Source organism: Noviherbaspirillum album (assembly GCF_035916955.1).
GTDB classification, from domain to species: domain Bacteria; phylum Pseudomonadota; class Gammaproteobacteria; order Burkholderiales; family Burkholderiaceae_D; genus Noviherbaspirillum; species Noviherbaspirillum album.
In genome coordinates, this window is the sequence record NZ_JAWIIV010000025.1 from 1 (window position 1) to 22747 (window position 22747).

The 22747-nt window shown below is 59.7% G+C and carries 21 protein-coding genes; 13 read left to right on the plus strand and 8 right to left on the minus strand.

The features are described 5' to 3' along the window. Positions 1 to 1244: 1244 nt before the first annotated feature. On the plus strand, positions 1245 to 1748 hold the full coding sequence (locus RY831_RS22995; protein ID WP_326508714.1) for a hemerythrin domain-containing protein: 504 nt from the start codon (positions 1245 to 1247) through the stop codon (positions 1746 to 1748). A gap of 137 nt (positions 1749 to 1885) precedes the next feature. Here the strand turns inward: RY831_RS22995 and RY831_RS23000 are convergent, their stop codons facing one another. Next, the gene (locus RY831_RS23000; RefSeq protein WP_326508715.1) at positions 1886 to 2380 is read right to left on the minus strand and encodes a 5' nucleotidase, NT5C type; all 495 of its coding nucleotides are present in this window, start codon (positions 2378 to 2380) and stop codon (positions 1886 to 1888) included. A 179-nt stretch (positions 2381 to 2559) separates the two neighbouring features. Here RY831_RS23000 and RY831_RS23005 point away from each other — a divergent pair, with 179 nt between their 5' ends. After that, on the plus strand, positions 2560 to 3027 hold the full coding sequence (locus tag RY831_RS23005; RefSeq protein ID WP_326508716.1) for a CreA family protein: 468 nt from the start codon (positions 2560 to 2562) through the stop codon (positions 3025 to 3027). Positions 3028 to 3195: 168 nt separating this feature from the next. On the opposite strand, the gene RY831_RS23010 is transcribed toward RY831_RS23005, so the two are convergent. Both RY831_RS23010 and RY831_RS23015 read right to left on the minus strand, forming a co-directional pair. Then, positions 3196 to 5505 carry a helicase C-terminal domain-containing protein gene (locus RY831_RS23010; protein ID WP_326508794.1) on the minus strand — a complete coding sequence of 770 codons (2310 nt, stop codon included), beginning with the start codon at positions 5503 to 5505 and terminating at the stop codon, positions 3196 to 3198. A gap of 23 nt (positions 5506 to 5528) precedes the next feature. After that, the gene (locus RY831_RS23015) at positions 5529 to 7175 is read right to left on the minus strand and encodes a VRR-NUC domain-containing protein (RefSeq protein WP_326508717.1); all 1647 of its coding nucleotides are present in this window, start codon (positions 7173 to 7175) and stop codon (positions 5529 to 5531) included. 464 nt (positions 7176 to 7639) lie between these two features. Here RY831_RS23015 and RY831_RS23020 point away from each other — a divergent pair, with 464 nt between their 5' ends. Further along, positions 7640 to 9700, plus strand: a complete 2061-nt coding sequence (locus RY831_RS23020; protein ID WP_326508718.1) for an NAD(+) synthase — start codon at positions 7640 to 7642, stop codon at positions 9698 to 9700. Between the two features lies 1 nt (position 9701). Here the strand turns inward: RY831_RS23020 and RY831_RS23025 are convergent, their stop codons facing one another. Beyond that, the gene (locus RY831_RS23025; protein WP_326508719.1) at positions 9702 to 10547 is read right to left on the minus strand and encodes a sigma-70 family RNA polymerase sigma factor; all 846 of its coding nucleotides are present in this window, start codon (positions 10545 to 10547) and stop codon (positions 9702 to 9704) included. 227 nt (positions 10548 to 10774) lie between these two features. Here RY831_RS23025 and clpP point away from each other — a divergent pair, with 227 nt between their 5' ends. After that, positions 10775 to 11395: an ATP-dependent Clp endopeptidase proteolytic subunit ClpP gene (clpP, locus tag RY831_RS23030; RefSeq protein ID WP_326508720.1), complete on the plus strand. Its 621-nt coding sequence runs from the start codon at positions 10775 to 10777 to the stop codon at positions 11393 to 11395. A 55-nt stretch (positions 11396 to 11450) separates the two neighbouring features. Here the strand turns inward: clpP and RY831_RS23035 are convergent, their stop codons facing one another. Together RY831_RS23035 and RY831_RS23040 are read right to left on the minus strand one after the other, a co-directional pair. Continuing rightward, a complete protein-coding gene (locus tag RY831_RS23035; protein WP_326508721.1) occupies positions 11451 to 11612 on the minus strand; it encodes a hypothetical protein in 162 nt (53 codons plus the stop codon). Between the two features lie 35 nt (positions 11613 to 11647). Beyond that, a complete protein-coding gene (locus tag RY831_RS23040) occupies positions 11648 to 12076 on the minus strand; it encodes a tautomerase family protein (protein ID WP_326508722.1) in 429 nt (142 codons plus the stop codon). Between the two features lie 146 nt (positions 12077 to 12222). Here RY831_RS23040 and RY831_RS23045 point away from each other — a divergent pair, with 146 nt between their 5' ends. Further along, positions 12223 to 13086 carry a LysR family transcriptional regulator gene (locus RY831_RS23045; protein WP_326508723.1) on the plus strand — a complete coding sequence of 288 codons (864 nt, stop codon included), beginning with the start codon at positions 12223 to 12225 and terminating at the stop codon, positions 13084 to 13086. Between the two features lie 12 nt (positions 13087 to 13098). Here RY831_RS23045 and RY831_RS23050 read toward each other — a convergent pair whose 3' ends face one another. Further along, positions 13099 to 14451 carry an MATE family efflux transporter gene (locus RY831_RS23050; protein ID WP_326508724.1) on the minus strand — a complete coding sequence of 451 codons (1353 nt, stop codon included), beginning with the start codon at positions 14449 to 14451 and terminating at the stop codon, positions 13099 to 13101. Next, positions 14441 to 15112 (minus strand): TetR/AcrR family transcriptional regulator, encoded by a 672-nt coding sequence (locus RY831_RS23055; protein WP_326508725.1) that lies wholly within the window; start codon positions 15110 to 15112, stop codon positions 14441 to 14443. The genes RY831_RS23050 and RY831_RS23055 overlap by 11 nt, the downstream gene beginning before the upstream one ends. A 122-nt stretch (positions 15113 to 15234) precedes the next feature. Here RY831_RS23055 and RY831_RS23060 point away from each other — a divergent pair, with 122 nt between their 5' ends. From RY831_RS23060 to RY831_RS23095, 8 genes are all read left to right on the plus strand, one after another. Beyond that, positions 15235 to 15990: an SDR family oxidoreductase gene (locus RY831_RS23060; RefSeq protein WP_326508726.1), complete on the plus strand. Its 756-nt coding sequence runs from the start codon at positions 15235 to 15237 to the stop codon at positions 15988 to 15990. 54 nt (positions 15991 to 16044) lie between these two features. Then, the gene (locus RY831_RS23065) at positions 16045 to 16644 is read left to right on the plus strand and encodes a 2-hydroxychromene-2-carboxylate isomerase (RefSeq protein WP_326508727.1); all 600 of its coding nucleotides are present in this window, start codon (positions 16045 to 16047) and stop codon (positions 16642 to 16644) included. A gap of 307 nt (positions 16645 to 16951) precedes the next feature. After that, complete coding sequence (locus RY831_RS23070) at positions 16952 to 17815, plus strand: branched-chain amino acid ABC transporter permease (RefSeq protein WP_326508728.1); 864 nt, start codon at positions 16952 to 16954, stop codon at positions 17813 to 17815. Between the two features lie 2 nt (positions 17816 to 17817). Then, entirely contained in the window at positions 17818 to 18828 is a 1011-nt protein-coding gene (locus tag RY831_RS23075; protein ID WP_326508729.1) for a branched-chain amino acid ABC transporter permease, read from the plus strand. A 3-nt stretch (positions 18829 to 18831) separates the two neighbouring features. Continuing rightward, entirely contained in the window at positions 18832 to 19596 is a 765-nt protein-coding gene (locus RY831_RS23080) for an ABC transporter ATP-binding protein (protein ID WP_326508730.1), read from the plus strand. Beyond that, entirely contained in the window at positions 19583 to 20290 is a 708-nt protein-coding gene (locus tag RY831_RS23085) for an ABC transporter ATP-binding protein (RefSeq protein ID WP_326508731.1), read from the plus strand. Before RY831_RS23080 ends, RY831_RS23085 begins: the two co-directional genes overlap by 14 nt. 60 nt (positions 20291 to 20350) lie before the next feature. Next, positions 20351 to 21532 (plus strand): ABC transporter substrate-binding protein, encoded by a 1182-nt coding sequence (locus RY831_RS23090; RefSeq protein ID WP_437126317.1) that lies wholly within the window; start codon positions 20351 to 20353, stop codon positions 21530 to 21532. Positions 21533 to 21639: 107 nt separating this feature from the next. Then, positions 21640 to 22746: a zinc-binding dehydrogenase gene (locus RY831_RS23095; RefSeq protein ID WP_326508732.1), complete on the plus strand. Its 1107-nt coding sequence runs from the start codon at positions 21640 to 21642 to the stop codon at positions 22744 to 22746. Position 22747 lies beyond the last annotated feature (1 nt).

Here is a 22747-nt window from a genome sequence, read left to right on the forward strand (position 1 = left end):
TCATCGTCAGGCTAGTTCTACCGCATCAGCCCTGCCTCCTCATGGACGCAGGGCTGTTTGCTTTGGGGCAGCGGAAAATGGAAGCGATGCCTTGATGCCGTTTCACTATCTCACTATCTCACTATCTCACTATCTCACTATCTCACTATCTCACTATCTCACTATCTCACTATCTCACTATCTCACTATCTCACTATCTTACTATCTCACTATCTCACTATCTCACTATCTCACTATCTCACTATCTCACTATCTCACTATCTCACTATCTCACTATCTCACTATCTCACTATCTCACTATCTCACTATCTCACTATCTCACTATCTCACTATCTCACTATCTCACTATCTCACTATCTCACTATCTCACTATCTCACTATCTCACTATCTCACTATCTCACTATCTCACTATCTCACTATCTCACTATCTCACTATCTCACTATCTCACTATCTCACTATCTCACTATCTCACTATCTCACTATCTCACTATCTCACTATCTCACTATCTCACTATCTCACTATCTCACTATCTCACTATCTCACTATCTCACTATCTCACTATCTCACTATCTCACTATCTCACTATCTCACTATCTCACTATCTCACTATCTCACTATCTCACTATCTCACTATCTCACTATCTCACTATCTCACTATCTCACTATCTCACTATCTCACTATCTCACTATCTCACTATCTCACTATCTCACTATCTCACTATCTCACTATCTCACTATCTCACTATCTCACTATCTCACTATCTCACTATCTCACTATCTCACTATCTCACTATCTCACTATCTCACTATCTCACTATCTCACTATCTCACTATCTCACTATCTCACTATCTCACTATCTCACTATCTCACTATCTCACTATCTCACTATCTCACTATCTCACTATCTCACTATCTCACTATCTCACTATCTCACTATCTCACTATCTCACTATCTCACTATCTCACTATCTCACTATCTCACTATCTCACTATCTCACTATCTCACTATCTCACTATCTCACTATCTCACTATCTCACTATCTTCCGCATCCGATGCATTCAGTTCAAATCATCGCTCGGATGACGACTGCCACAGCTCGCCAGAGACTGCTCACCTGGCAGTGCCTCGTTCCTTCCGTTACACCATAAAAAATTCCCGCTGTTTCTTTGCGAGCCTTGTTATTGGCTGGTGGTTTTCTACACTTCCAGTTCTAGCCACCGATGACAGAAGGAGCTTTGAATGGATATGGACCCCAATGAACATCGCAGCCAAGCCGGATTTCCCGTTGATCAACCACTGGAGGCTTTGAAGGCGGATCATGCCTTCGTAAAGCAATTGTTCGAGCGCTACACCACAACGCAGGACAAGCAAGTCAAGGAAGAAGCCGGACCGCGAATTCTCGAGCTCCTGGAAATGCATGCCAACCTCGAGGAGACGGTTTTCTATCCCGCTGTTCATGATGTCGACGCATCGCTCGTGGATCATTCCGAACAGGAACACCAGGAAGCGAGGCAGATGATGGAGCAGCTCAAAGGCATGCAGGTTGGCAGCCCGGAGTACGATCAGATGATGGTGCAGCTTCGCGATTCGATAATGCACCATGTGCAGAGCGAAGAACAGAGCCTGTTTCCCAAAGTACAGCAGGCGGGCATGGATATGACCCAGCTGGGCGTGCAGATGCAGGCGTATGAGGCGAGCATGGTCACTTCCGAGGCGCGCGCAACGGATAAACGCGTAAGCTGACGCAGCGCTCGGCGCAATCTCCATCAGCGTTAATCAAGCCTTCCTCCCTCAATCCGGGAGGAAGGCTTTTTCATGGCTTACAAACGCACAGGCTTTGCGCGGGTAGTGTCCTGCGCTGAACGCCGGCCGTCCTTCTCCTATGCTTCTTTCTTGTATAACGCGATCAATTCATGCAAGGCCTTGATGGTCGATGCATGATCTCCTTTATGGAGTATGCCGTGACCGCCCCTGGCGACCCATTGTTCGATGTTTTCGGGAGTGTCATCGATCAGCACCTTATGAGGACCGCTGAAATCCTGCTTGAGCTTTTTCGGCACGACGTGCACGATGAATTCAGGCCCGAAGATTCGTGCCACCCATTCTCGCTTCTGCTGCTGAAAGGTCTTGTTGCTAGGCGCGCCGGTGAGGAAGACGGGCTCAAGATCGCGGGTTGCTTCCCATAATGCCATGCAGCCTTCGATAAGCTCCAGTTCGGCGAAGAAACGCTTGTCGGAATTGATCATCTTCCACAGCAAGGGACGTTCTAGCTGGCTTGGATGCTTGCCGGTAAGATGCTTGACGCGTGCGTCGAAGTCGGCAAACACGCCGTCGAGGTCAAGGTATACCTGAAGTTTGGGTTTGTGGTGCATCATGATTTGAACAGAAAGCGGTGGAATGCAAAACAGCCGGCCGTGCCATCATGGCGCACTCCAGTATCGCTGCAACATTTCTGGATCTTGCCATCTTGCCGATAGACAGGCGAACCGCGTCAAGCGTTCGTCAATGAATCTCGCGTAGCATGTGTAGCAATACTATCCTTGTAGGAATCAGCATGCGCTCCATCCTTTTCCCATTGTTTTTTGCCTGCACTGCGATACCGGCCGCTGCCGAGCAGATCGGCGAAGTGGACACGGTATTCAAGTTCATCGGACCCAACCACAAGATCGTGGTCGAAGTCTTCGATGATCCCAAGGTGGCGGGCGTGAGCTGCTACATGTCGCGTGCACGTACCGGCGGCATCAAGGGCGCAATCGGCGTTGCGGAAGACAAGTCGGAGGCGTCGGTCGCCTGTCGGCAAGTCGGCGAAATACGTTTCAATGGCAAGCTGCCGCGCCAGGAGGAAGTCTTCTCCGAGAGGGCATCGATACTTTTCAAGCGCGTTCGCGTAGTGCGCATGGCAGATCCAAAGCGCAACACGCTGATTTACCTCGTCTATTCCGACAGGGTGATCGAAGGCAGTCCGCAAAACAGCGTCACTGCGGTCCCGGTCCCGGCGAATATTCCGGTGCCGGTCGAGTAAGCGCAGTCTTCGAATCTAGAGCGGATAGCGAATGGGTGTACGGCCGCTTCGGCCTGCCTTGGGCGCATGGCGGCGTTGTTCGTCGCTTGTGTAGTCCGCCACAAGGCGCTCCTCTCCTTGCCCTGCCCCAGGACAAACCGATTCTTCCTTACACCTCACGAAAACCCTCTAGCGGGACGCCGGCGCCTCAGCATGAATGGCTTGTCCGGCGGCGGTCCCCGGTTTCTCATGCTCCTTTTCCACCTTCCACCAGGAAGGCAGCAGCTCGCGCACTTCGCCGCGCGCGAAACGGTCATCGATGAGGAATACGACACCGCGGTCGGTTTGAGTGCGAATCACGCGGCCGGCCGCTTGTACGACCTTCTGCAGGCCAGGATAAAGGTAGGCGTAGTCGTAGCCCGCTCCAAACACGGCATCCATGCGTTGACGAATCTGTTCATTGACCGGATTGTATTGCGGCAGTCCCAGCGTCGCGATGAAGGCGCCGACCAGTCGATCTCCTGGCAAGTCCACGCCTTCAGCAAAGGCCCCGCCGAGCACAGCGAAGCCGATGCCCCTTCCTCCGGGCGCAAAGCGGTCCAGAAAAGCTTCCTTTTCGCTTTCCTGCATCTGCCGCTCCTGCGTCCATGACGGTATCTCTGGATGGAGCATGTGTACCTGGTCCGCTACCTTCCGCATGTAATCGAAGCTGCTGAAGAACGCCAGGTAATTGCCCGGATGCCCGGCATATCGCTCCGCCAGCAAGGAGGCGATCGGAGCTACCGACCGCTCGCGGTGCTGGTAGCGTGTCGATATGCGGCTGACGATCTGCACCGACAGCTGCTCCGCCGTGAAAGGCGATTCGACATCGACGCATACCGTCGTTGCGGGCATGCCGAGCATGTCGCTGTAGAAGTACCATGGGCTCAGCGTGGCGGAGAACAGCGTGGTGGTGCGGCTTGCGGCAAAGCGCGCATCGAGGAACGGCGCGGGAATGATATTGCGCAGACAGAGCACGGCATTGCCAGTGGAACCTGAGGCGGCGCCGTTGTTAGGAGAGGTTTTCGAGATATCAAACAGCGAGTGCTTGCCGAATGCTTCGAGCAGGCGGGAAAAATGCAGCGCATCGAAATAGAAGCGCTGCAGCGCCTGGTCGACGGTTGCCGGATGCTCGATGAAATATTCGGTAATCTCGGTAATCGCCTGCTGCAGCGCGGTAGAGAATTTTTCCGGCACATCGGCATGGACCTCGTACGGCAGAGTCTGCTCCTTGTGCATTGCATTCCATTGCCGGTTGAGCCGGTCCAGCGGTTTCTGCAATATGCCGGGCGCGGTCCTGCGCAATTGCCGCAGCGCCGCCTGGTCGAGTTCGGCGCTGTACATCTTGCGGGCCCGTTCGACCAGGTTATGCGCTTCATCCACCAGCACGCCGACCTGCCACTGGTTGGCCAGCGTCATGCCATGCAGCATCGCCGATGCGTCGAAATAATAGTTGTAGTCACCCACCACGACGTCGGACCAGCGTGCGAGATCCTGCGCCAGGTAGTACGGGCAGACCTGGTGCTCGGCAGCAACGTCGCGCACGCGATGCTTGTCGAGAAACTTCACCTCGACCGCGGCTTGGCGCGCCGCTGGCAAACGATCGTAAAAGCCCTGCGCAAGCGGACAGGACTCGCCATGGCAGGCCTTGTCCGGATGCTCGCATGCCTTGTCGCGCGCGGTGAGTTCCAGAATGCGCAGCGGCAGCGTTGGAGCCGAATTGCCGATGCGTTCGAGAGCCTCGAGCGCCAGGCCGCGGCCCGAGGTTTTCGCTGCCAGGTAGAAGATCTTGTCGAGCTTTTGCGAAGGGCAGGCTTTCAGCATGGGGAACAGGGTACCTACCGTCTTGCCGATGCCGGTGGGTGCCTGGACCATCAAGCAGCGTCCATTCGACGCAGCCCGATATACCGCTTCCGCAAGCTGCCGCTGCCCGGGCCGGAAGCTGGAATGCGGAAATGCCAGGCCGGTCAGGGCCGCGTCCCGCTGCGACCGATGTTCCAGTTCCCGTTGTGCCCATTCCAGGAAGCATTCGCACTGCTGTTCGAAGAAACGGCGCAGGTCCGCCTCCGTGTGCCGCTCGGCGAGCATGGTTTCCTTCTGGCTGCCGATATCGAAGTACACGAGCGCCAGCTCCACTTCCTGCAGGCTGCGTGCCTGGCATAGCAGCCAGCCATAAATCTTCAGCTGCGCCCAGTGCAGCGCGCGATGATTGGCCGGCAAGCGATCGAGATCGCCTCGGTGCGTCTTGACCTCTTCCAATCGGTTGTGGGCCGGGTCGTAGCCGTCGGCGCGTCCTCGCACCAGGAGGTGCTTGTACTCGCCGCTGAGCGTGATTTCGCATTCGTAGCCGGCCGGCCTTCGGCCCGCCACCACCGCATGTCCAGCGATGCCTTCCTGTGCGGTCGGCGCGGGCGTGAAGCGCAGGTCGAGGTCGCCGCGCTTGGCGGTGAACTCGGTCATGGCGCGCACCGCCACGGCGTACTTCAACAGCTTGCCTCCTGCCATCGCACATAACAGACCGTGACCGGCATGTCATGCTGGGCGCAAAACTCAAGCCACCGCACCTGGTTGTCCTGCAGCCGGTCGCCCGGACCTTTCACTTCGATCATGCGATAGCGCTTGTCCTGAGGCCAGAACTGGATCAGGTCGGGAAAACCGTTGCGGTTGGAACGGACGTCGGCGAGGATGCGCCGGAACCACTTCTTCAGATGTGCGGGCGGAATGCAGTCGAGCGCCTGCTCCACCAGTGCCGGCGTGATGGCGCCCCAGGCGACGAACGGCGACTGGATATAGGCCTTGGCTTCCAGGTTGGCGAGGATGGTCTGCCGGTATGCGCCGCTGTCCAGCTGGGCCAGGCATTGCTCGAACTGGTCTTCGCGGCGGCGATGGAAGTCCGGCGCCGTCAGGTCGGCCGGGCCGCTGTGAAATGGATGAAAGAAGGCTCCGGGCACGGGATGGAAGATCGCTTGCCAGCATAGAAGACCGAACAGCGAATTGATCAGCGTATTCTCGACATAGTAGGCGGGTGCCGCCTCGGAACTCAGATGGGTTCGCACCACGTGTTCGACATGGATATCCAGTTCCGGCTGCGGAAGAACCAGGGCTATGCTGTCGACAGGGCTGGCTTTCGCACGAGCGGTTTTTGCGGTGAGCCCGAGCTTGCGCCGCAGCCGCGGAAGTATGCGCAGCAGCTGCTGATGTTCCGCATCGTCTTCCGGATGTTCCGCGGCTTCAAGCGCCAACGCGTGCGCGCCGTCGAATTGCTCCAGGCGTTCCATGACCCGGATCGCGCGGATTCGGGCGCCGCCATAGCTGCAGCGAATATAAATTTCCAGTGCCTCTGCCAGCATGCCGCTCTTCTCGCATTGCTGCGCGATCCGATACAGCAGTTTTGCCCGGCGTCCTTCCAGCCAAGCATTCTCGAATGGCTGCGCCGGCACTGCCTGCAGAATGTCGGCGAGCGGTTCTCCGTCGTGAAAACGCTGCCGGCAGCTGTGCAGATGGAGGTAATGATCGATATCGTCGCGCGCGCGAAAGGCCATCGACGCCGACGACAGCGGCACCTGTTCGTACCTGAAGATGCCGAGATCGGCGAGCACGAACTCGGTCCAGTCTTGCCTGAGGTTGCCGAAGAACATCAGGCGAAACCTGTCGCACATGTCTCCGATCAGCAAGCGGTACACACGCTCGTCAAGCGCTCTACACCACTCGCCGAGCGGCTTTTCATCGGCATGCTTCTCGCGCAGCAATTCCAGCTGCTCGGCCTTGCGCGCATTGGCCTTGATGTCCTTGAACACGCATGCGAGCTCAGGTTTGGTCAGCACTGCGAACACCACATCGATCGACAAAGGCGGATCGCCTTGCACCCAGCCCTGTTCGAGCAAGGGGGCGGCAGCGGTTCGAATGCAGCCTATTTCGTCATAGTGCAGTTTTGACAGGCGGAAAAGATCTCCCTTGCGCATGATCATCCGCACCAGCAGAGCCTGCGAAGCCTGCGGCAAGCCTTGAAAGGCTTGGATGAAAGCTCGCTCTCCGGCATTCATCAGCGCGCAGTACTGGCGGTCGATCCATTCCACGACGCGGTGGAAGTTGTCGAGATAGTACAGCGGGTTGTCGAGAGTCCTGTTCATCCTGAAACTGCCCATGCGGCATCGGCCAATGCATTCCCTGGAATACGCATGTCATGTTTCGGCATCGTTCTCCAGAAGAAGATCGATTGGTTGCCGAGGACAGCGTCCGAGTGAGATTTCACTGTATGCATATACATAGCAATTATGCGAGGGTGCAGACGCATCCGCAATACAAGAAAGGCAAGCTCCATGCAAACAGATTGCCCCCGGCGTCTGGTGCCGACTTCGATTCGTCCCGCGTCTCAGCCTGCCTCATTCCTCAATGTTAAAGTAGTGAAAGTTGCAATCGCCGCCTTGAAGGCTGAACTTGCCCCTGCCTCTACATGCCAGACAAGCAAGAGTCATCAAGTTTCGGGCGGGCCGCTATCCGTTACCGGCATCGATCGCCGATAGCGCGCATCGGGCAAAAGTTTTGTCATGGTTCTTTTTAATAATCCGTTGGTCACTTCGATCCGAAAAACAAGATGAGCAACCGCTTCCTCAATCTCTATTCTCACGGCTTTGCCCGTGTCGCGGTCGGCATCCCCGTCTGCAAGGTCGCCGATCCCGCCTACAACGCCGAGCGCACGCTCGAACTCGCACGCAAGGCCGCCGAGGCGGGCGCGGCGCTGGTCGTGTTTCCCGAACTTGGCCTGTCCGCCTATACCTGCGATGACCTGTTTCACCAGTCCGCGCTGCTTGAGGCTTGCAAGACCGCGCTGGCGTCCATCGTCGACGAATCCCGGAAGCTGCCGCTGGCGATGGTGGTCGGCATGCCGCTTCGGGTGGATCATCTGCTGTTCAATTGCGCAGTGGTGGTTGCCAATGGCCGCATCCTCGGGGTGGTGCCGAAAAGCTATCTGCCCAACTACGGGGAATTCTATGAGGCCCGGCAGTTCAATGCAGCCGACTCGGCGACCTCGGAGCGCATCGTGCTGCTGGGGCAGGACGTGCCGTTCAGTCCGACCACATTGTTTGCCGCCGACAATCTTCCACTGCTGCGCTTTCATGTCGAAATCTGCGAAGACCTATGGGTGCCGATTCCGCCGTCGTCTTTCGCCACGCTGGCCGGCGCCACGGTGCTGGTCAACCTGTCCGCTTCCAATATAGTCGTGGGCAAGTCCGGCTATCGCCATCAACTGGTTGCACAGCAGTCGGCGCGCTGCCTGTCCGCCTACCTGTACACGTCGGCGGGCAAGGGCGAGTCGTCGACCGATCTGGCTTGGGACGGGCAGGCGCTGATTTACGAAAACGGTTCGCTGCTGGCGGAGTCCGAGCGCTTTTCCGACGATTCGCACCTGATCTATGCCGACGTCGACCTGGAGCGCCTGTCGCGCGAACGGATGCGCGCCACCACTTTCGGCGACTCGGTGCGTCGCCACCGGGACGAGGTCAACCGGTTCGAAACGGTTTCCTACTCGGTCGATCTGCCGTTCGATCGCATACTGCCGCTCGAACGCGCTGTCGAACGTTTCCCTTACGTGCCCTCCGACCAGAAGCGGCGCGACGAGCGCTGCGCCGAGGTCTACAACATCCAGGTGCAGGCGCTGGTGCAGCGGCTGTCCGCCTCAGGCATCAAGAAGGTGGTGATCGGCGTATCGGGAGGGCTCGACTCGACGCATGCGCTACTGGTCTGCGCAAAGGCGATGGACCGGCTGGGCTTGCCGCGCACCAATATCCTCGGCATCACCATGCCGGGCTTTGCCACTAGCGACCGTACGCTGAAGCAGGCGCGCGAGCTGATGGAAGTCGTCGGCTGTTCGGCAAGTGAAGTCGACATCCGCCCCAGCTGCCTGCAAATGCTCAAGGATATTGGGCATCCGTATGCGGAAGGCCAGGAAGACTACGACGTGACTTTCGAAAACGTGCAGGCCGGCGAACGAACCAGCCACCTGTTCCGCATCGCCAATTTCCACGGCGGCATCGTGATCGGCACCGGCGACCTGAGCGAACTCGCGCTGGGCTGGTGCACCTACGGCGTGGGCGACCAGATGTCGCATTACAACGTCAATGCCAGCGTGCCGAAAACCCTGATTTCTCATCTCGTGCGCTGGGTGGCCGAAACCGGACAGATCGGTGAAACCGGCAGCGACGTCCTCCACCATGTGCTCGATACCGAGATTAGCCCGGAACTAGTGCCCGGCAAGTCGAAAAATCGCCCGGAGCAAAAGACCGAGAGCGTGATCGGGCCTTACGAGCTGCAGGATTTCAACCTGTATTACACGCTGCGCTTCGGCTTCTCGCCTTCGAAGGTGGCGTTCCTGTCGCTGGCCGCCTGGAGCGACAGGAACGCCGGAAACTGGCCCGAAGGACCGCATGTGGCGCGCAACGAATACGACCTTGCCGCCATCAAGCACAATCTCGGCATCTTCCTGTACCGCTTCTTCAAGCTGAGCCAGTTCAAGCGCACCTGCATGCCGAACGGGCCGAAAGTCGGTTCCGGAGGTTCATTGTCGCCGCGCGGCGACTGGCGCGCGCCCAGCGATTCGGAAGCGACCGTGTGGATGGAGGATCTGAAGAGGATTCCGGATCGGGCGGCCGGATAAATCAAGCCGCAATCGCAATTGTCACCGCCTCCGCTTCATGTTCGGAGCGCGGTTCGTCCACGACAGCCAGCCCTAGCCAGATCCTGCAGGCCGCTTGCGCAAGCATCTGTTGCAGAAGGCGGCATACGGTTGCGGAAGCCGATGTCTGCGCGTGCGCGCTGTGCATTTCGATGCCCCGCTTCATCGGCGGCAAGGATTCGGCGGGCTGCAGGCTCAGGAGACGCATAAGGGCATGACTGTCGCCGGCGCGGAATGCATCGACGCATCGTCTTGCGAGCTCCCGGCCGTCGGCCGCCAGCAGGTGGTCCCGGCCCGCGTGCCGGCCGAGGCGCTGCTTCGCCCGGCTCGCGATCTGGCGGCAGTTCTGCACGCTCTTGCCGGTCAGCGCGGCGATTTCCTCGAAGTCGAATTCGAAACCCTCCCGCAGCGCCAGCACCTTTCTTTCATCTTCCGTCAGCAGGCTAAACAATAGCCGGAAGCCGTCCGCCAGTTCGGTTGTCAAGGCCGGATCGCTTTCCCTCTCCGCCTTGCCATCGCCCGCCCAGGCGGGACCAGCGATACCAGCGCGGCCATCGGAATTAATCACAGCGGGCGGCGAGATTCCTTGGCGTTCGTTTTTTCTCATGCGGTCTATCGCAATGCGGGTAGTCACGGTGGTCAGCCATGCTTCGGGCGTGCGCAGATCGGCCGCATGCTGTTCCCGCCAGCGGATGAAGGCTTCCTGCACCACATCCTCGGCTTCCGCCCGGTCCCGGAGAATGCGGCCGGCATGTCCGAGCAGGCGCTGGCGAAATGCCAGGAAGACTTGCAGCTTCCGCTCATCGGTTTCAAATGGCTTATCCATCATTGTTTGCTCCGGGAATGCGTGGAAAGTATTGGCGCAAGAACCAGCTTATTGCAGATTCTCCATTCCGTGGAAAATCAGCAAGCCGCGCGTCCATGTGGAGATGACGCGCAGGCGCCCGGAAATGTGACATCCGTTGTGAAAAATAAATTTGTCATGCGTGCGGGCGTTCCGGCGTCATGCCAGATGAAAGACCGGATTCATTTTCCAAGCTGACCAAGGAGCCTCACATGCATGACATTCCATTTCCCCGGCAATCGATCGGCCTGATCCCGACCGTCATCGAGACCACAGGCAGGGGCGAGCGCGCATTCGACATCTACTCCCGCCTGTTGAAGGAGCGCATCATTTTTCTCGTCGGTCCGGTGACCGAGCAGACCGCCAATATCGTCATTGCCCAGCTATTGTTTCTCGAATCGGAAAACCCGGAGAAGGAGATCTCGCTATACATCAATTCTCCGGGTGGCTCCGTGTATGCCGGCCTTGCGATCGACGACACCATGCAGTTCATCAAGCCGGATGTCTCAACGCTGTGCACCGGTTTCGCCGCAAGCATGGGCGCGCATCTGCTGGCCGCCGGGGCGAAAGGGAAGCGCTTTTCCCTGCCGAATTCCAGGATCATGATCCACCAGCCATCCGGCGGCTCGCAAGGCACCGCATCTGATATCGAGATCCAGGCCAGGGAAGTGCTCTATCTGCGCGAGCGCCTCAACGGCATGCTGGCCGAGCGCAGCGGGCAATCGATGGAAAGCATCAGGCTTGCCTCGGATCGCGACAATTTCATGTCCGCCGACGAGGCGATGCAGTTTGGCCTGATCGACCGCGTACTGCATACGCGCCCGGGGGAATGAACCAGTTGGAATGATGGCGATGGCTTGGGAAGTCATCAATGGCTTCCCAAGCCCGTCATGGCTGCAGCTGCGATAACGCCTGCACGGAAAGCCATGCCAGCCCGCCGGAAAAGGCGAGTGACACCACGATGGCGGCTGCCACGGAAAGCTTTTCATGCAGGGTTAACGAAGCTGGCGCTTCGTCGTGAAAGTCGATGTCGCATATGGTCGTATTCATGATGTTCTCCATGGTTGGGAGTTAAGGGAGTCCAGCTACTGCGGCACGGGCGCAGGAGTCTGGCCCGGTACCGTCGCGCCCGGCAATGCATACTGGGCAATACCGTTGCCGAACGACCAATTTTCCTTTTTCGTTTCCAGCAGATTGATGATGACGTCGGCGCGTGAAATGCCCGCACGCTCCGCGATGCCATCCGCGATATGCCGGTAGAGCGCCTGTTTCATCTCGAGGCTGCGGCCTTCGTTGCAGACGATCTGGATGAATACCGCGTCGCCGGTATGGCGGATGCCGAGATATTCCGGTGCGCAGATGAAGTCGCCGGCAGGGTGTTCGCTGATGACCTGGAAGCGGTCATCGGCAGGGACGTTGAAGGTCTTTACCAGCGCCTGATGAACGGCATCGGAAATGTGCTGTTTTACGACGGCGGACTTGCCCTGGGCAAGAGAAATACGGACGAGAGGCATGGTGGTTCTCCTTTAATGATGAGGACAGATGACAGTGAGGCAGCGCTGCGGTGGCATGGATTGCGTGTCGACACCCAGAATATAAAGAGCTAGAATACATTTGTAAAATTGAAATAACTGTTAAATCACTTTTGCGAAACTCATATATGAGCCAGCCCTTGCTTGAACTCGATGTGTTGAAAACCTTTGCTGCCGGCATCGATGTCGGCAGCTTTGCCCGCGCGGCAGAGAAGGTCGGCAGGTCGCAGTCGGCGGTCAGCCTGCAGATGAAAAAACTGGAAGAGCAGCTGAATATCGCCATCTTCGAAAAGCAGGGCCGTTCGCTGGCGCTGACGGCGGCGGGCAAGACCCTGTACGACTATGCGAAACGCATGCTTGAACTGAATGAGGAAGCCGTCGGCGCGGTGCGTGGCATCGCGGTGGACGGCGAAGTGCGCTTCGGCATGTCGGTCGATTTCGAGAATACCTGGCTGCCGGCGACGCTGGCGCGCTTTACCCGCTCCCATGGCAACGTGACGGTAGAGATACGAATAGACCGCAATGCGGTGCTGTCCGCGCAGATCGAGCGCGGCGAAGTCGATATTGCCTTGCTGTTCACCCACGACGGCGGGCCGGGCAGCGAACGCATCGCCGATGTCGGCATGGCCTGGCTCGGCCGGCCCGACCTGGCATGGAAGCCGGAGCAGCCTCTGCCGCTGCTGCTGCTGGAGCAGCCCTGCGTTTTTACGCATGCCGCACTGCAGGCGCTGGATGCGGCGCGGGTCAAGTGGCGCATCGTGGCGACCAGCCCCAGTCTTGGCGGACTATGGGCCGCTGCGGAAGCCGGCATGGGCCTCACGGTGAGAACCGGTCTGTCGATGCCGCGCAGTCTGACGGACCTGGGAACGACCTTGGCATTGCCGCCGCTGCCCAGCGTCGGCCTGTTCATCAAGCAGTCGGTGAAAGCCGGCGGTCCGGCGGTGATGAGGCTGCGGCAGGCATTGCTCGATGTGCTGCAGGAGCAGCTTTAATCTCGAACGGTTTCAGCGAGCAGACCAGACGGATGGCCGCACGCCGGCCGCGCCGCACAGGCCGTAAGCGGCCAAGCCAAGTGCAACGCCGAGAAAATGCCCGCTCATGCCCATGCCGGCCACGTGAGCAAGCAGCCAGCCGCCGCCGACTGCCAGCACGATTCTCGCCGAGGCGGCAATGACGGGCCACTTCATGCGGCCGGCTCCCATTGAGGCGAAATACAGCGCCATGCCGAGACCGAGGCCGCCGAAGGCCGGGCCGATGTAAGTCAGCGCGATTGCGGCAATGGAGGCAACCGCCATGTCCTGCGTAAAGAAGTCGGCAAAGCGCGCTGAGTTCAGCGCGACCGCGATGCCTAGCACGGCAGTCGCAGCGAAGGTCATGCCTGCACCCAGCCATGCGAGGCGCCGCGCCGTCGGCCAGTCATTGCCTCCGGCCGCCTTGCCTACCAGGGCCGTCAATGCCGAACCCACGCCGAAGGCCAGCGGAATGATCAGGAACTCCAGCCGCGCGGAAATGCCATACGCGGCCACTGCGGCCGTGCCGTATTCCCGCAGCTGGCGCGTGACAAGAATCGTGGTCAGGTTGGCGACGGCCGCCAGCGCACAGGCGGTGGCGCCGATCGCAAGAATGCGCCTGAAGAGAGCGGCCGTCATGCGCTGCCGGTAGACAGGCAGGAAGCCTGCGCCGCCGCGCGTCACCACCATGGCCATCGACAATGCGGCGGCAATGAACACCAGCGCGAATGCGGCGCCGATGCCGGCCAGCCCCATGCCTGCGGGTTCGCACAATGCCCAGGCCAGCACGGGGAAAACGATCCAGGTCAGCGTCAGCGTGCGCGCCGCGAGCGCATGCCTACCGCCGCCGCGCAGCACCGAAGCAAGCGTGTTGGCCAGCCAGGAAGGCACCGCTCCCATTCCGAACAGCAGCAGCACGTAAAGATGGGCCGCTTCGGCGGCTTGGGTACCGGCGACGGCTTCCAGCATGGCGCGGCCGAACAGGCAAAGTCCGATCGTGAAAGCAAGGCCGGCGGTCAGGGCGATCACCAATGCATGCATGACCAGCGAAGACGCTTCGTCGGCGCGTGACGCGCCCAGCGCCCGGGCGATGGCCGACACCACGCCGCCGCCCATTGCGCCGGTCGACATCTGCTGCATCAGCAATGCAAAGGGCAGGATCACCGCCCAGCCCGCGAGGGCGGCGGTTCCCTGGCGTGCCGCCAGCCAGGTTTCCACCAGCTGCGCGATCACCTGAAGCATCGCCACCAGCGTCGTAGGCGCGGCCAGCGCAAAGACATTGCGCAGCAGCGCCGCATTGGCGACGACGGGTGCTTCAAGCGCGGCGGAGGGCGGCTTATTTCGCATGCGGGACAATCTTGCGTGCAGCTCCGGTGGCTCTCGCGGCTCTGGTGTTTCCAATGGTGCCGCCAGCATTTCCGGGTTGGCCGACGTTCGTCTTGCCCGCCATTTGCGAGATGGCGGCCTGCAGGAAACGCTTGCTGGATTCAAGGACCGCACGCTGTGTTTTCTGGTCGGGCATCGTGCGCGCCATCAGTATTGCGCCCACCATCTGGCAAAGAAACGCCCACGCCAGCTCCTTGTCGCCCAGCCGCTGCGTGAGCACCTCGATCCCTTTTGCCAGCTCTTTCGCATACGCTTGCCTGATTTCCTCACCGGCACGCGCGATTTCCGCGCCGAGCGCCGGCAGCACGCAGCCCGCCCCGGGATGCCGCACATGGCTCATGCTGAGATAACGGTCGAGCTCGTAGCCGATCCAATCCTCCGCGCTCTCATGCGGGTTGCCGGCCCACATCTCGCGGCTGGTCTGTAGCTCGTTTTCAATCAGGGCTTTCAGCAAGTCGTTCTTGGATGCAAAGTGACTGTAGAAGGCGCCGCTGGTCACGCCCGCGGCTTCGGTGAGCGCATCGACCCCCGAGGCGGCGAAGCCGCGATTCTTGACCAGCGTGCCGCCGGCCTTGAGCAATTCCTTGCGCTTTTCTTCTTTATGTCCGGGTGGATATCTCATGGCTCATGGTTTTGCTGCGAATGCAAAGGTTGATCCGGGCTGACGACACGGGCTTGACAGCAAGACCGATCGTAGCATAACGTTCGTTGCCATAACCATCGTTATCCAATCGGAGACATGTCATGGAGCTGACGACGCAGGAGGGGCGGGGGGCACGCCAGGGTGCTGCGCTCATCGTGGGAGCGGGCGACGCCACTGGAGGCGCCATCGCAAAACGTTTCGCGAAAGAAGGCCTGATCGTCTGCGCAACGCGTCGCAGCGCCGACAAGCTGCAGCCGCTCATCGATGACATCCGCAAGGAGGGCGGCCAGGCGCACGGATTTGCCTCGGATGCCCGCAAGGAAGAGGATGTCGTCAAGCTGGTCGACGACATCGAGCGCGATGTCGGGCCCATCGAGGTAATGGTGTTCAATATCGGTGCGAACGTGCCGTGCAGCATTCTGGAAGAAACGGCCCGCAAGTACTTCAAGATCTGGGAGATGGCGTGTTTCAGCGGCTTCCTGGTAGGTCGGGAAGTGGCCCGCCGCATGGTGGCGCGGGAGCGCGGCACGATGATCTTTACCGGCGCTACCGCGGCCATGCGCGGCTCCGCGAATTTCGCGGCCTTCGCCGGCGCCAAGCATGCATTGCGTGCCCTGGCGCAGAGCATGGCGCGAGAACTCGGCCCGAAGAACATCCATGTCGCCCATGTCGTGATCGACGGCGCGATCGACACGGAATTCATCCGCCACAATTTCCCGGAACGCTATGCAATGAAGGACAGCGACGGCATTCTCAATCCCGAGCATATCGCCGACAACTACTGGCACCTGCATGCGCAGCCGCGCGACGCCTGGACTCATGAACTGGACCTGCGGCCATGGTCGGAGCGCTGGTGAGATCCGTTCACGAAATATCGCCGTACCGTGCAACCGCCCATTCCGGAGGTCATCATGAGCAGGAAAGTTGAGTTTTATTTCGATGTAGGCAGTCCCTACAGCTATCTTGCGTATCATCAATTGCCGAAAATTGCGCGGTCCAAGAGCGCCGAAATCGTCTGGAAACCGATGCTGCTGGGGGCGGTGCTCAAGGCGGCCGCCAACCATAGTCCGATGGAGGTCCCGCTGAAGGGGCAGCACCTGCTGACCGACCTGCAGCGCTGGGCGGATCATTTCGGCGTGGTGTTCGTGCAGAACCCGCATTTTCCGCTCAATACTTTGCATCTGATGCGCGGCGCGGTCGGCATGCAGATGGTAGGCGAGGAGGAGTTTCAGCGCTATCTAGCTGCAATCTTCAAGGCGATGTTCGAGCAGCCCCGCAATCTCGGCGATGTCAGCGAAGTGGTCGCTGTGCTGGGCGAAAACGGCTTCGACCCCATGCGTTTCCAGGCAATGATCAATGACCAGGCGGTCAAGGACGCCCTGAAGCGAAACACGGATGAAGCGGTCGAGCGCGGGGTATTCGGCGCACCGACATTCTTCGTCGGCGGCGACATGTACTGGGGCCAGGATCGCTTGCATTTCGTGGAGTCTGCACTGGCAGACATCTCCTGACCCATTAACACGACTTTCTGGCTTCATCTTTCGTGCCGGCTCGCCTCTTGGCGGCCGCGCTCCGACCCTCGTTGTTCCTCATCCCGTAAAACTTGGTGCGAAACGCTCGCAACCTCGTCAAATCCGCATCTTCGCGTAAAAAAACGATCGAATTCACGAGTTTGTTTTGATCTGCGAAACATCATTCCAAATTTATTGACACGACCGTTCGCTTTCGGTAGCGTTCGTACAACTAGAAAGCGGACAAAAAGTCCGTTCACTGCCTTCGGTTTTTTGGCTGCACGGCAACTCTTTTGGAGACGACAATTTGGAACTCATACTTCAACAGGTCCTTAACGGACTCACGCTCGGTGGCGTCTACAGCCTTGTGGCTCTAGGACTGACACTGGTCTACGGCATCCTCCACGTACCCAATTTTGCCCACGGCGCCTTCTACATGGCCGGCGCCTATGCCGCGTTCGTGCTCATGGGCAAGTTCGGCGTCAATTACTGGCTCGCGATGGCCGGAGCCGCAGTCGTGGTAGCGCTGCTTGCGGTAATCGCAGAGCGGCTGGTGTTTCACCCGTTGCGAAATTCACCCGGCCTGCACCACATGATCGCGGCAATCGGCATCCTGCTGTTCCTGGAATCCAGCGCCCAGGCGATCTGGGGCGCGGACTTCCACCGCATGCAGACGCCGTACAACGGCATCATGAATTTCGGCGGACTGGTCATGCCGGTACAGCGCATGCTGATCATCGTGGCCGCCTTTGGCCTCATGGTGGCGCTGCACCTGTTCCTGAAGAAGACCACTACCGGATCGACCATCATCGCGATGGCGCAGAACCGCGACGGCGCCGCATTGGTTGGCATCGACCCCAACCGCGTCGCCATGCTGACCTTCGCCATCTCGGGCGTGCTGGCAGCAGTGGCAGCAACGCTGTATGCGCCGATCAACCTGGTGTATCCGGCCATGGGACACCTCGTGATTACCAAGGCGTTCGTCATTATCGTGCTCGGAGGCATGGGCAGCGTGCCCGGCGCCATCATCGGCGGCTTGATTATCGGTTTCGCGGAAGCCTTCGGCGCCTTCTACATCTCGACCGACTACAAGGACATCATCGCCTTCGTGCTGCTGGTCGCCATCCTCTCGGTTCGTCCGGAAGGCCTGTTCACGAAAGGAGTGCGATAAGCATGAACATCCTCGAAGGCAAACTCGGCTGGGCCCTGCTGCTGATCCTGGCCCTGATCTTTCCGCTGGTCGCATCCAACGACTACCTGCTGACCGTGATGTCGCTCGCCTACATCTATGCGATCGCCACCATCGGCCTTAACCTGATCACCGGATACACCGGCCAGTTCAACCTCGCGCATGCCGGCTTCATGGCCATCGGCGCCTATACCGTCGGCATCCTGACGGTGGATCATAAGGTGCCGTTCTGGATCGCATTCGCGCTGTCGGGCTTCGTGTCGGCGGGCATCGGCGTTGTGGTCGGCATCATTTCACTGCGCCTGAAAGGCCACTTCTTCTCGATCTTCACGCTGTGCGTGGGATACATCATGTATCTGGTGATCGAAAAATGGGAAAGCCTCACGCATGGCACGGTCGGCATCATCGGCATTCCGGCGCCCGAATCGTTTTTCGGCATCGACTTCGAAACGCCGCGCGCGCAGTACTACATGGTGCTGTTCTTCCTGGTGCTGAGCGTCTGGATCATGCATCGCATCGTCACTTCGCTGCTTGGCCGCACGTTCGTAGCCATCCGCAACAGCGACGACCTGGCTGAAGCCCTGGGCATCAACCTGATGCGCAACAAGGTCCTGGCCTTCGTGTTGTCGGTGTTCTACGCTGGGTTCGCCGGCGGCCTGTACGCAGGCTCGGTGCGCTTCCTCGGTCCCGGCCTGGCAGGCGTCGAGCATACCTTCGACATGACCATGTTCATGCTGATCGGCGGCATCGGCACCTTGTTCGGCCCGCTGCTCGGTTCGATTTCCATGCCTTGGCTCACGCAGTACCTGCAATTCCTGCAGGACTATCGCTTCATCGTGTTCGGTCCGATCCTGGTGGCGCTGGTGATCTTCCTGCCCAACGGCATCGTCGGCACCTACCTCGCCTGGAAGGCACGCAATGCGTCGCGCAAGGCAATCGCCGCCGCGCCCGTCAAGCGCCCGACCGTGATGGCAACCGCAAAACAGGAGGGATGATCCATGCTGCAGATTGACGGACTTAACAAGCGTTTCGGCGGCCTGCATGCGGTGCGCGATGTCTCGACCACCATCGAGAAGGGCAAGATCAACGCCATCATCGGACCCAACGGCGCCGGCAAGACCACGTTTTTCAACCTGATCAGCGGCGCGTTCAAGCCGACCTCGGGGCGCATCGTATTCGACGGCCAGGACGTGACCGGCCTGCGCGCCGACCAGGTGGCCCGGCTTGGCGTGTCGCGCACCTTCCAGTCGACCAGCCTGTTCGAGCGCGCCACGGTGCTCGACAACCTGATCGTCGGCCACCGCCTGCGCACCCAATCCGGGCTGATGGATGTGCTGCTTGGCACGCGCCGCCTGAAGGACGAGGAAGCGAAGTGCCGCGAAAAGGCGCGCGAGGCGCTCGATTTCGTCGGCCTCTCGCATGTCGCCAATCGCATCGCCGCCGACATTTCCCAGGAAGAGCGCAAGCGCGTCGCGTTCGCGCTGGCCTTGTCCACCGAACCCAAGCTGGTGCTGCTGGACGAACCGGCCGGCGGCGTCAATCCGGAAGAAACCCTCGGCCTGGCCGAACTGATTCGCAAGATGGTGCGAAGCGGACTGACGGTCTGCCTGATCGAACACAAGATGAACATGATCATGAATCTGGCGGACAAGATCATGGTGCTGAGTTACGGCGAAAAGATCGCCGAAGGCACGCCGGCCGAGATCCGTTCGAATCCGGTCGTCATCGAAGCTTATCTCGGGAGTGAACATGCTGCGGCTTGAAAACGTATCGGTCAATTACGGCAGCTTCCGTGCGCTGGACAACGTCAATATCCATGCGAAGGATGGCGAACTGGTGGTGCTGCTCGGCGCCAATGGCGCCGGCAAGAGTTCGATCTTCCTTACCGTCAGCGGGCTGAACAAGGCGGCCAGCGGCAGCATCAAGTTCGGCAACAAGGAACTGGTAGGCATGCAGCCCTCGCAGATCGTGCATGACGGCGTGGTGCATTGTCCGGAGGGTAGAAAACTGTTTCCCGGCATGTCGGTGCTGAAGAACCTGATGCTCGGCGCGTATGTGCACCGCAAGGACAAGCCCGGCGTGCAGAAGACACTGGAAGAAGTGTTCGAGCTGTTTCCCATCCTGCACGAAAAGCGCGAAGCCAATGCCGGCTCGCTGTCCGGCGGACAGCAGCAGATGGTGGCCATCGGTCGCGCATTGATGGGCCGCCCCAAGGCGCTGCTGCTGGACGAACCCTCGCTCGGCCTGGCGCCGCTGGTGGTCAAGCAGGTGTTCGACGTGATCCAGAAGATCAACCGCAGCGGCACCACGGTGCTGCTGGCGGAGCAGAATGCTTTCGCGGCATTGAAGATCGCCAGCCGCGCGTATGTGATCGAGAACGGCCACATCGTGATGGAAGGCTCGCAGGATGAGTTGTTGAATAACGAACAGGTACGCAAGGCCTATATCGGAGCTTAGTGTTTCACGCATGCAGTAACCGGAAAATCGACCGGCAGTACTATCCACAAGGAGACAGGAATGAATATGCAGTCTGGATTCAAGCTTACCCGCATCGCTGCAGCCGCAGTTTCGCTCAGCCTCACCATGGCCGGCGCCGCGCTGGCGCAGGAAGTCGTCAAGATCGGCTACTCCGGTCCGTTGAGCGGCGGCGCCGCGCTGTATGGCAAGAACGTGCTCTCCGGCATGGAGATGGCGGTCAAGGAAATCAATTCGAAGGGGCTGGAAGTCGGCGGCAAGAAATACAAGCTGGAGATCGTGGCCCTCGACGACCAGTACAACCCGAGCCAGACCGGCATCAACGTGCAGCGCCTGGTCCAGCAGCACAAGACACCGGCGGTGCTGGTGCCTCATTCCGGCGGCATTTTCGCGGTGCAGGCCTTCAATGAGAAGTCCAATGTGCTGCTGCTGGCCTATACCAGCCTGCCGCAGGTGACCGCGCGCGGCAACAAGCTGACCGTGCGCATTCCGCCGGAATTCACCGGCTATGTCGATCCCTTCATCAAGCATGCGATGAGCAAGTACGGCAAGAACGCCGCCATCGCCAATGCCGACCATGACTATGCGAAGGCATGGACCGCCGCCTTCAAGCCGGCATGGGAAGCGGCCGGCGGCAAGATCGTGGCAGAGAATCCGATGTCCTACAACAAGGCCACCGATTTCTACAGCGGCGTGTCGCGCGTGATGCAGGCCAAGCCGGACGTGCTGTTCATCGGCGGCGCCTCGGAACCGACCGCGCTGGTCGCCAAGCAGGCTCGCGAACTCGGCTTCAAGGGCGGCTTCATCGTGATCGACCAGGCCAAGATGGACGAGATGTCCAAGGTCATCGGCGGCTACCAGCCGCTGGAAGGCGCGATCGGCGTGTTGCCGCTGGTGGAAGACACGCGTCCCGATGCGAAGGGCTTCGTCGAGCGTTACCGCAAGACGCATGACAATCGGGACCCGAGCTCGGAAGTGTCGCTCAACTATACGGCCGTGCATGCGACCGCGATCGCGATGAAACTGGCGAACTCGGTCACCGATCCGGTCGCGATCCGCGCCCAGATGGACAAGGCGATCAAGGAGCTGCCGAACGAAGCCAACCCGAACGATCTGGACGGTGTCAATGAAGCCGGCGGCATGCTGGCCAACACCTATGTCGGTACGGTCGAAGATGGCAAGGTAAAGGCGCTCAACCTGCGCAGCCTGGCCGCATCTAAGTAAGCATGGCCGGAAGCCCGCAATAGGGCTTGTGCATCACTGCAAGCCGGCGCCCGTGCCGGCTTGTTTCATTCAACTCGGACAGGGTTCATTTCAGCAGGGACATGGGTATGGAGCAACGAGCGAAGGCAGTGATCTGCCGTGAAATCAATCAGCCGGTGGTGGTCGAGGAAATCATCGTCGAGGCGCCGCGGCGCGACGAGGTGATGATCAAGCTGGTCGCCTGCGGCGTCTGCCACAGCGACCTGTCGGCGACCAACGGCACCATTCCCTTCCCGCCGCCGGTGGTCCTCGGCCATGAAGGCGCCGGCCGCATCGTCGCGGTAGGCGAGGGCGTCACCAACTTCAAGGTCGGCGATCATGTGGTCAGTTCCTTCGTCAGCATGTGCGGCAAATGCCGCTATTGCCAGACCGGGCGTCCGCAACTGTGCGACCAGGCCGGCAAGGCGATGTTCACCCTGCCTGACGGCACGGTGCGTACGCGCGACCTGTCTGGCAAGGCGCTGAACGTGTTCTCCGGCTGCGGCGTGATGGCCGAATACGCGACACTGCATACCGACAACGTGGTGAAGATCGATCAGCAGGTACCGCTCGACAAGGCAGCGCTGATCGGCTGCGGCGTGATGACGGGCGTCGGCGCCGCGGTCAACACGGCGAAGGTGGAGCCGGGTTCGATCACCGTCGTGTTCGGGTGCGGCGGCGTCGGGCTGAACGCGATCCAGGGCTGCGCGATCGCCGGCGCGCGCATGATCGTGGCGGTCGACACGTCCGATGCGAAGCTGGAAATGGCGAAACAGTTCGGGGCGACGCATGTCGTCAACAGCAAGAGCGAAGAGAATGTCGTCAAGACTATCCTCAAGCTGACCGGCGGCGCCGACTATGCGTTCGAATGCGTCGGCCTCGGCGACATCGCGGCGCAGGCTTACGGCGTGCTGGGCAAGGGCGGCACGGCGGTGGTGGTCGGCGTGGCAAACCAGAAGGACACGACCACGGTCAAGACAGCGTCGCTGACCTTCGGCGAAAAGACGCTCACCGGAAGCTATTTCGGTTCGGCGCGCCCGACCGAAGATTTTCCACGTCTCATCGGCCTGTACCGGGCGCAGCGTTTGAAACTTGATGAACTGATCAGCCGCACCTATACCGTCGATGAAGCGCCGCAGGCCTTCGCCGATCTCAGTGCCGGCCGCAATGCGCGCGGCGTCATCCTGTTTGAATAGG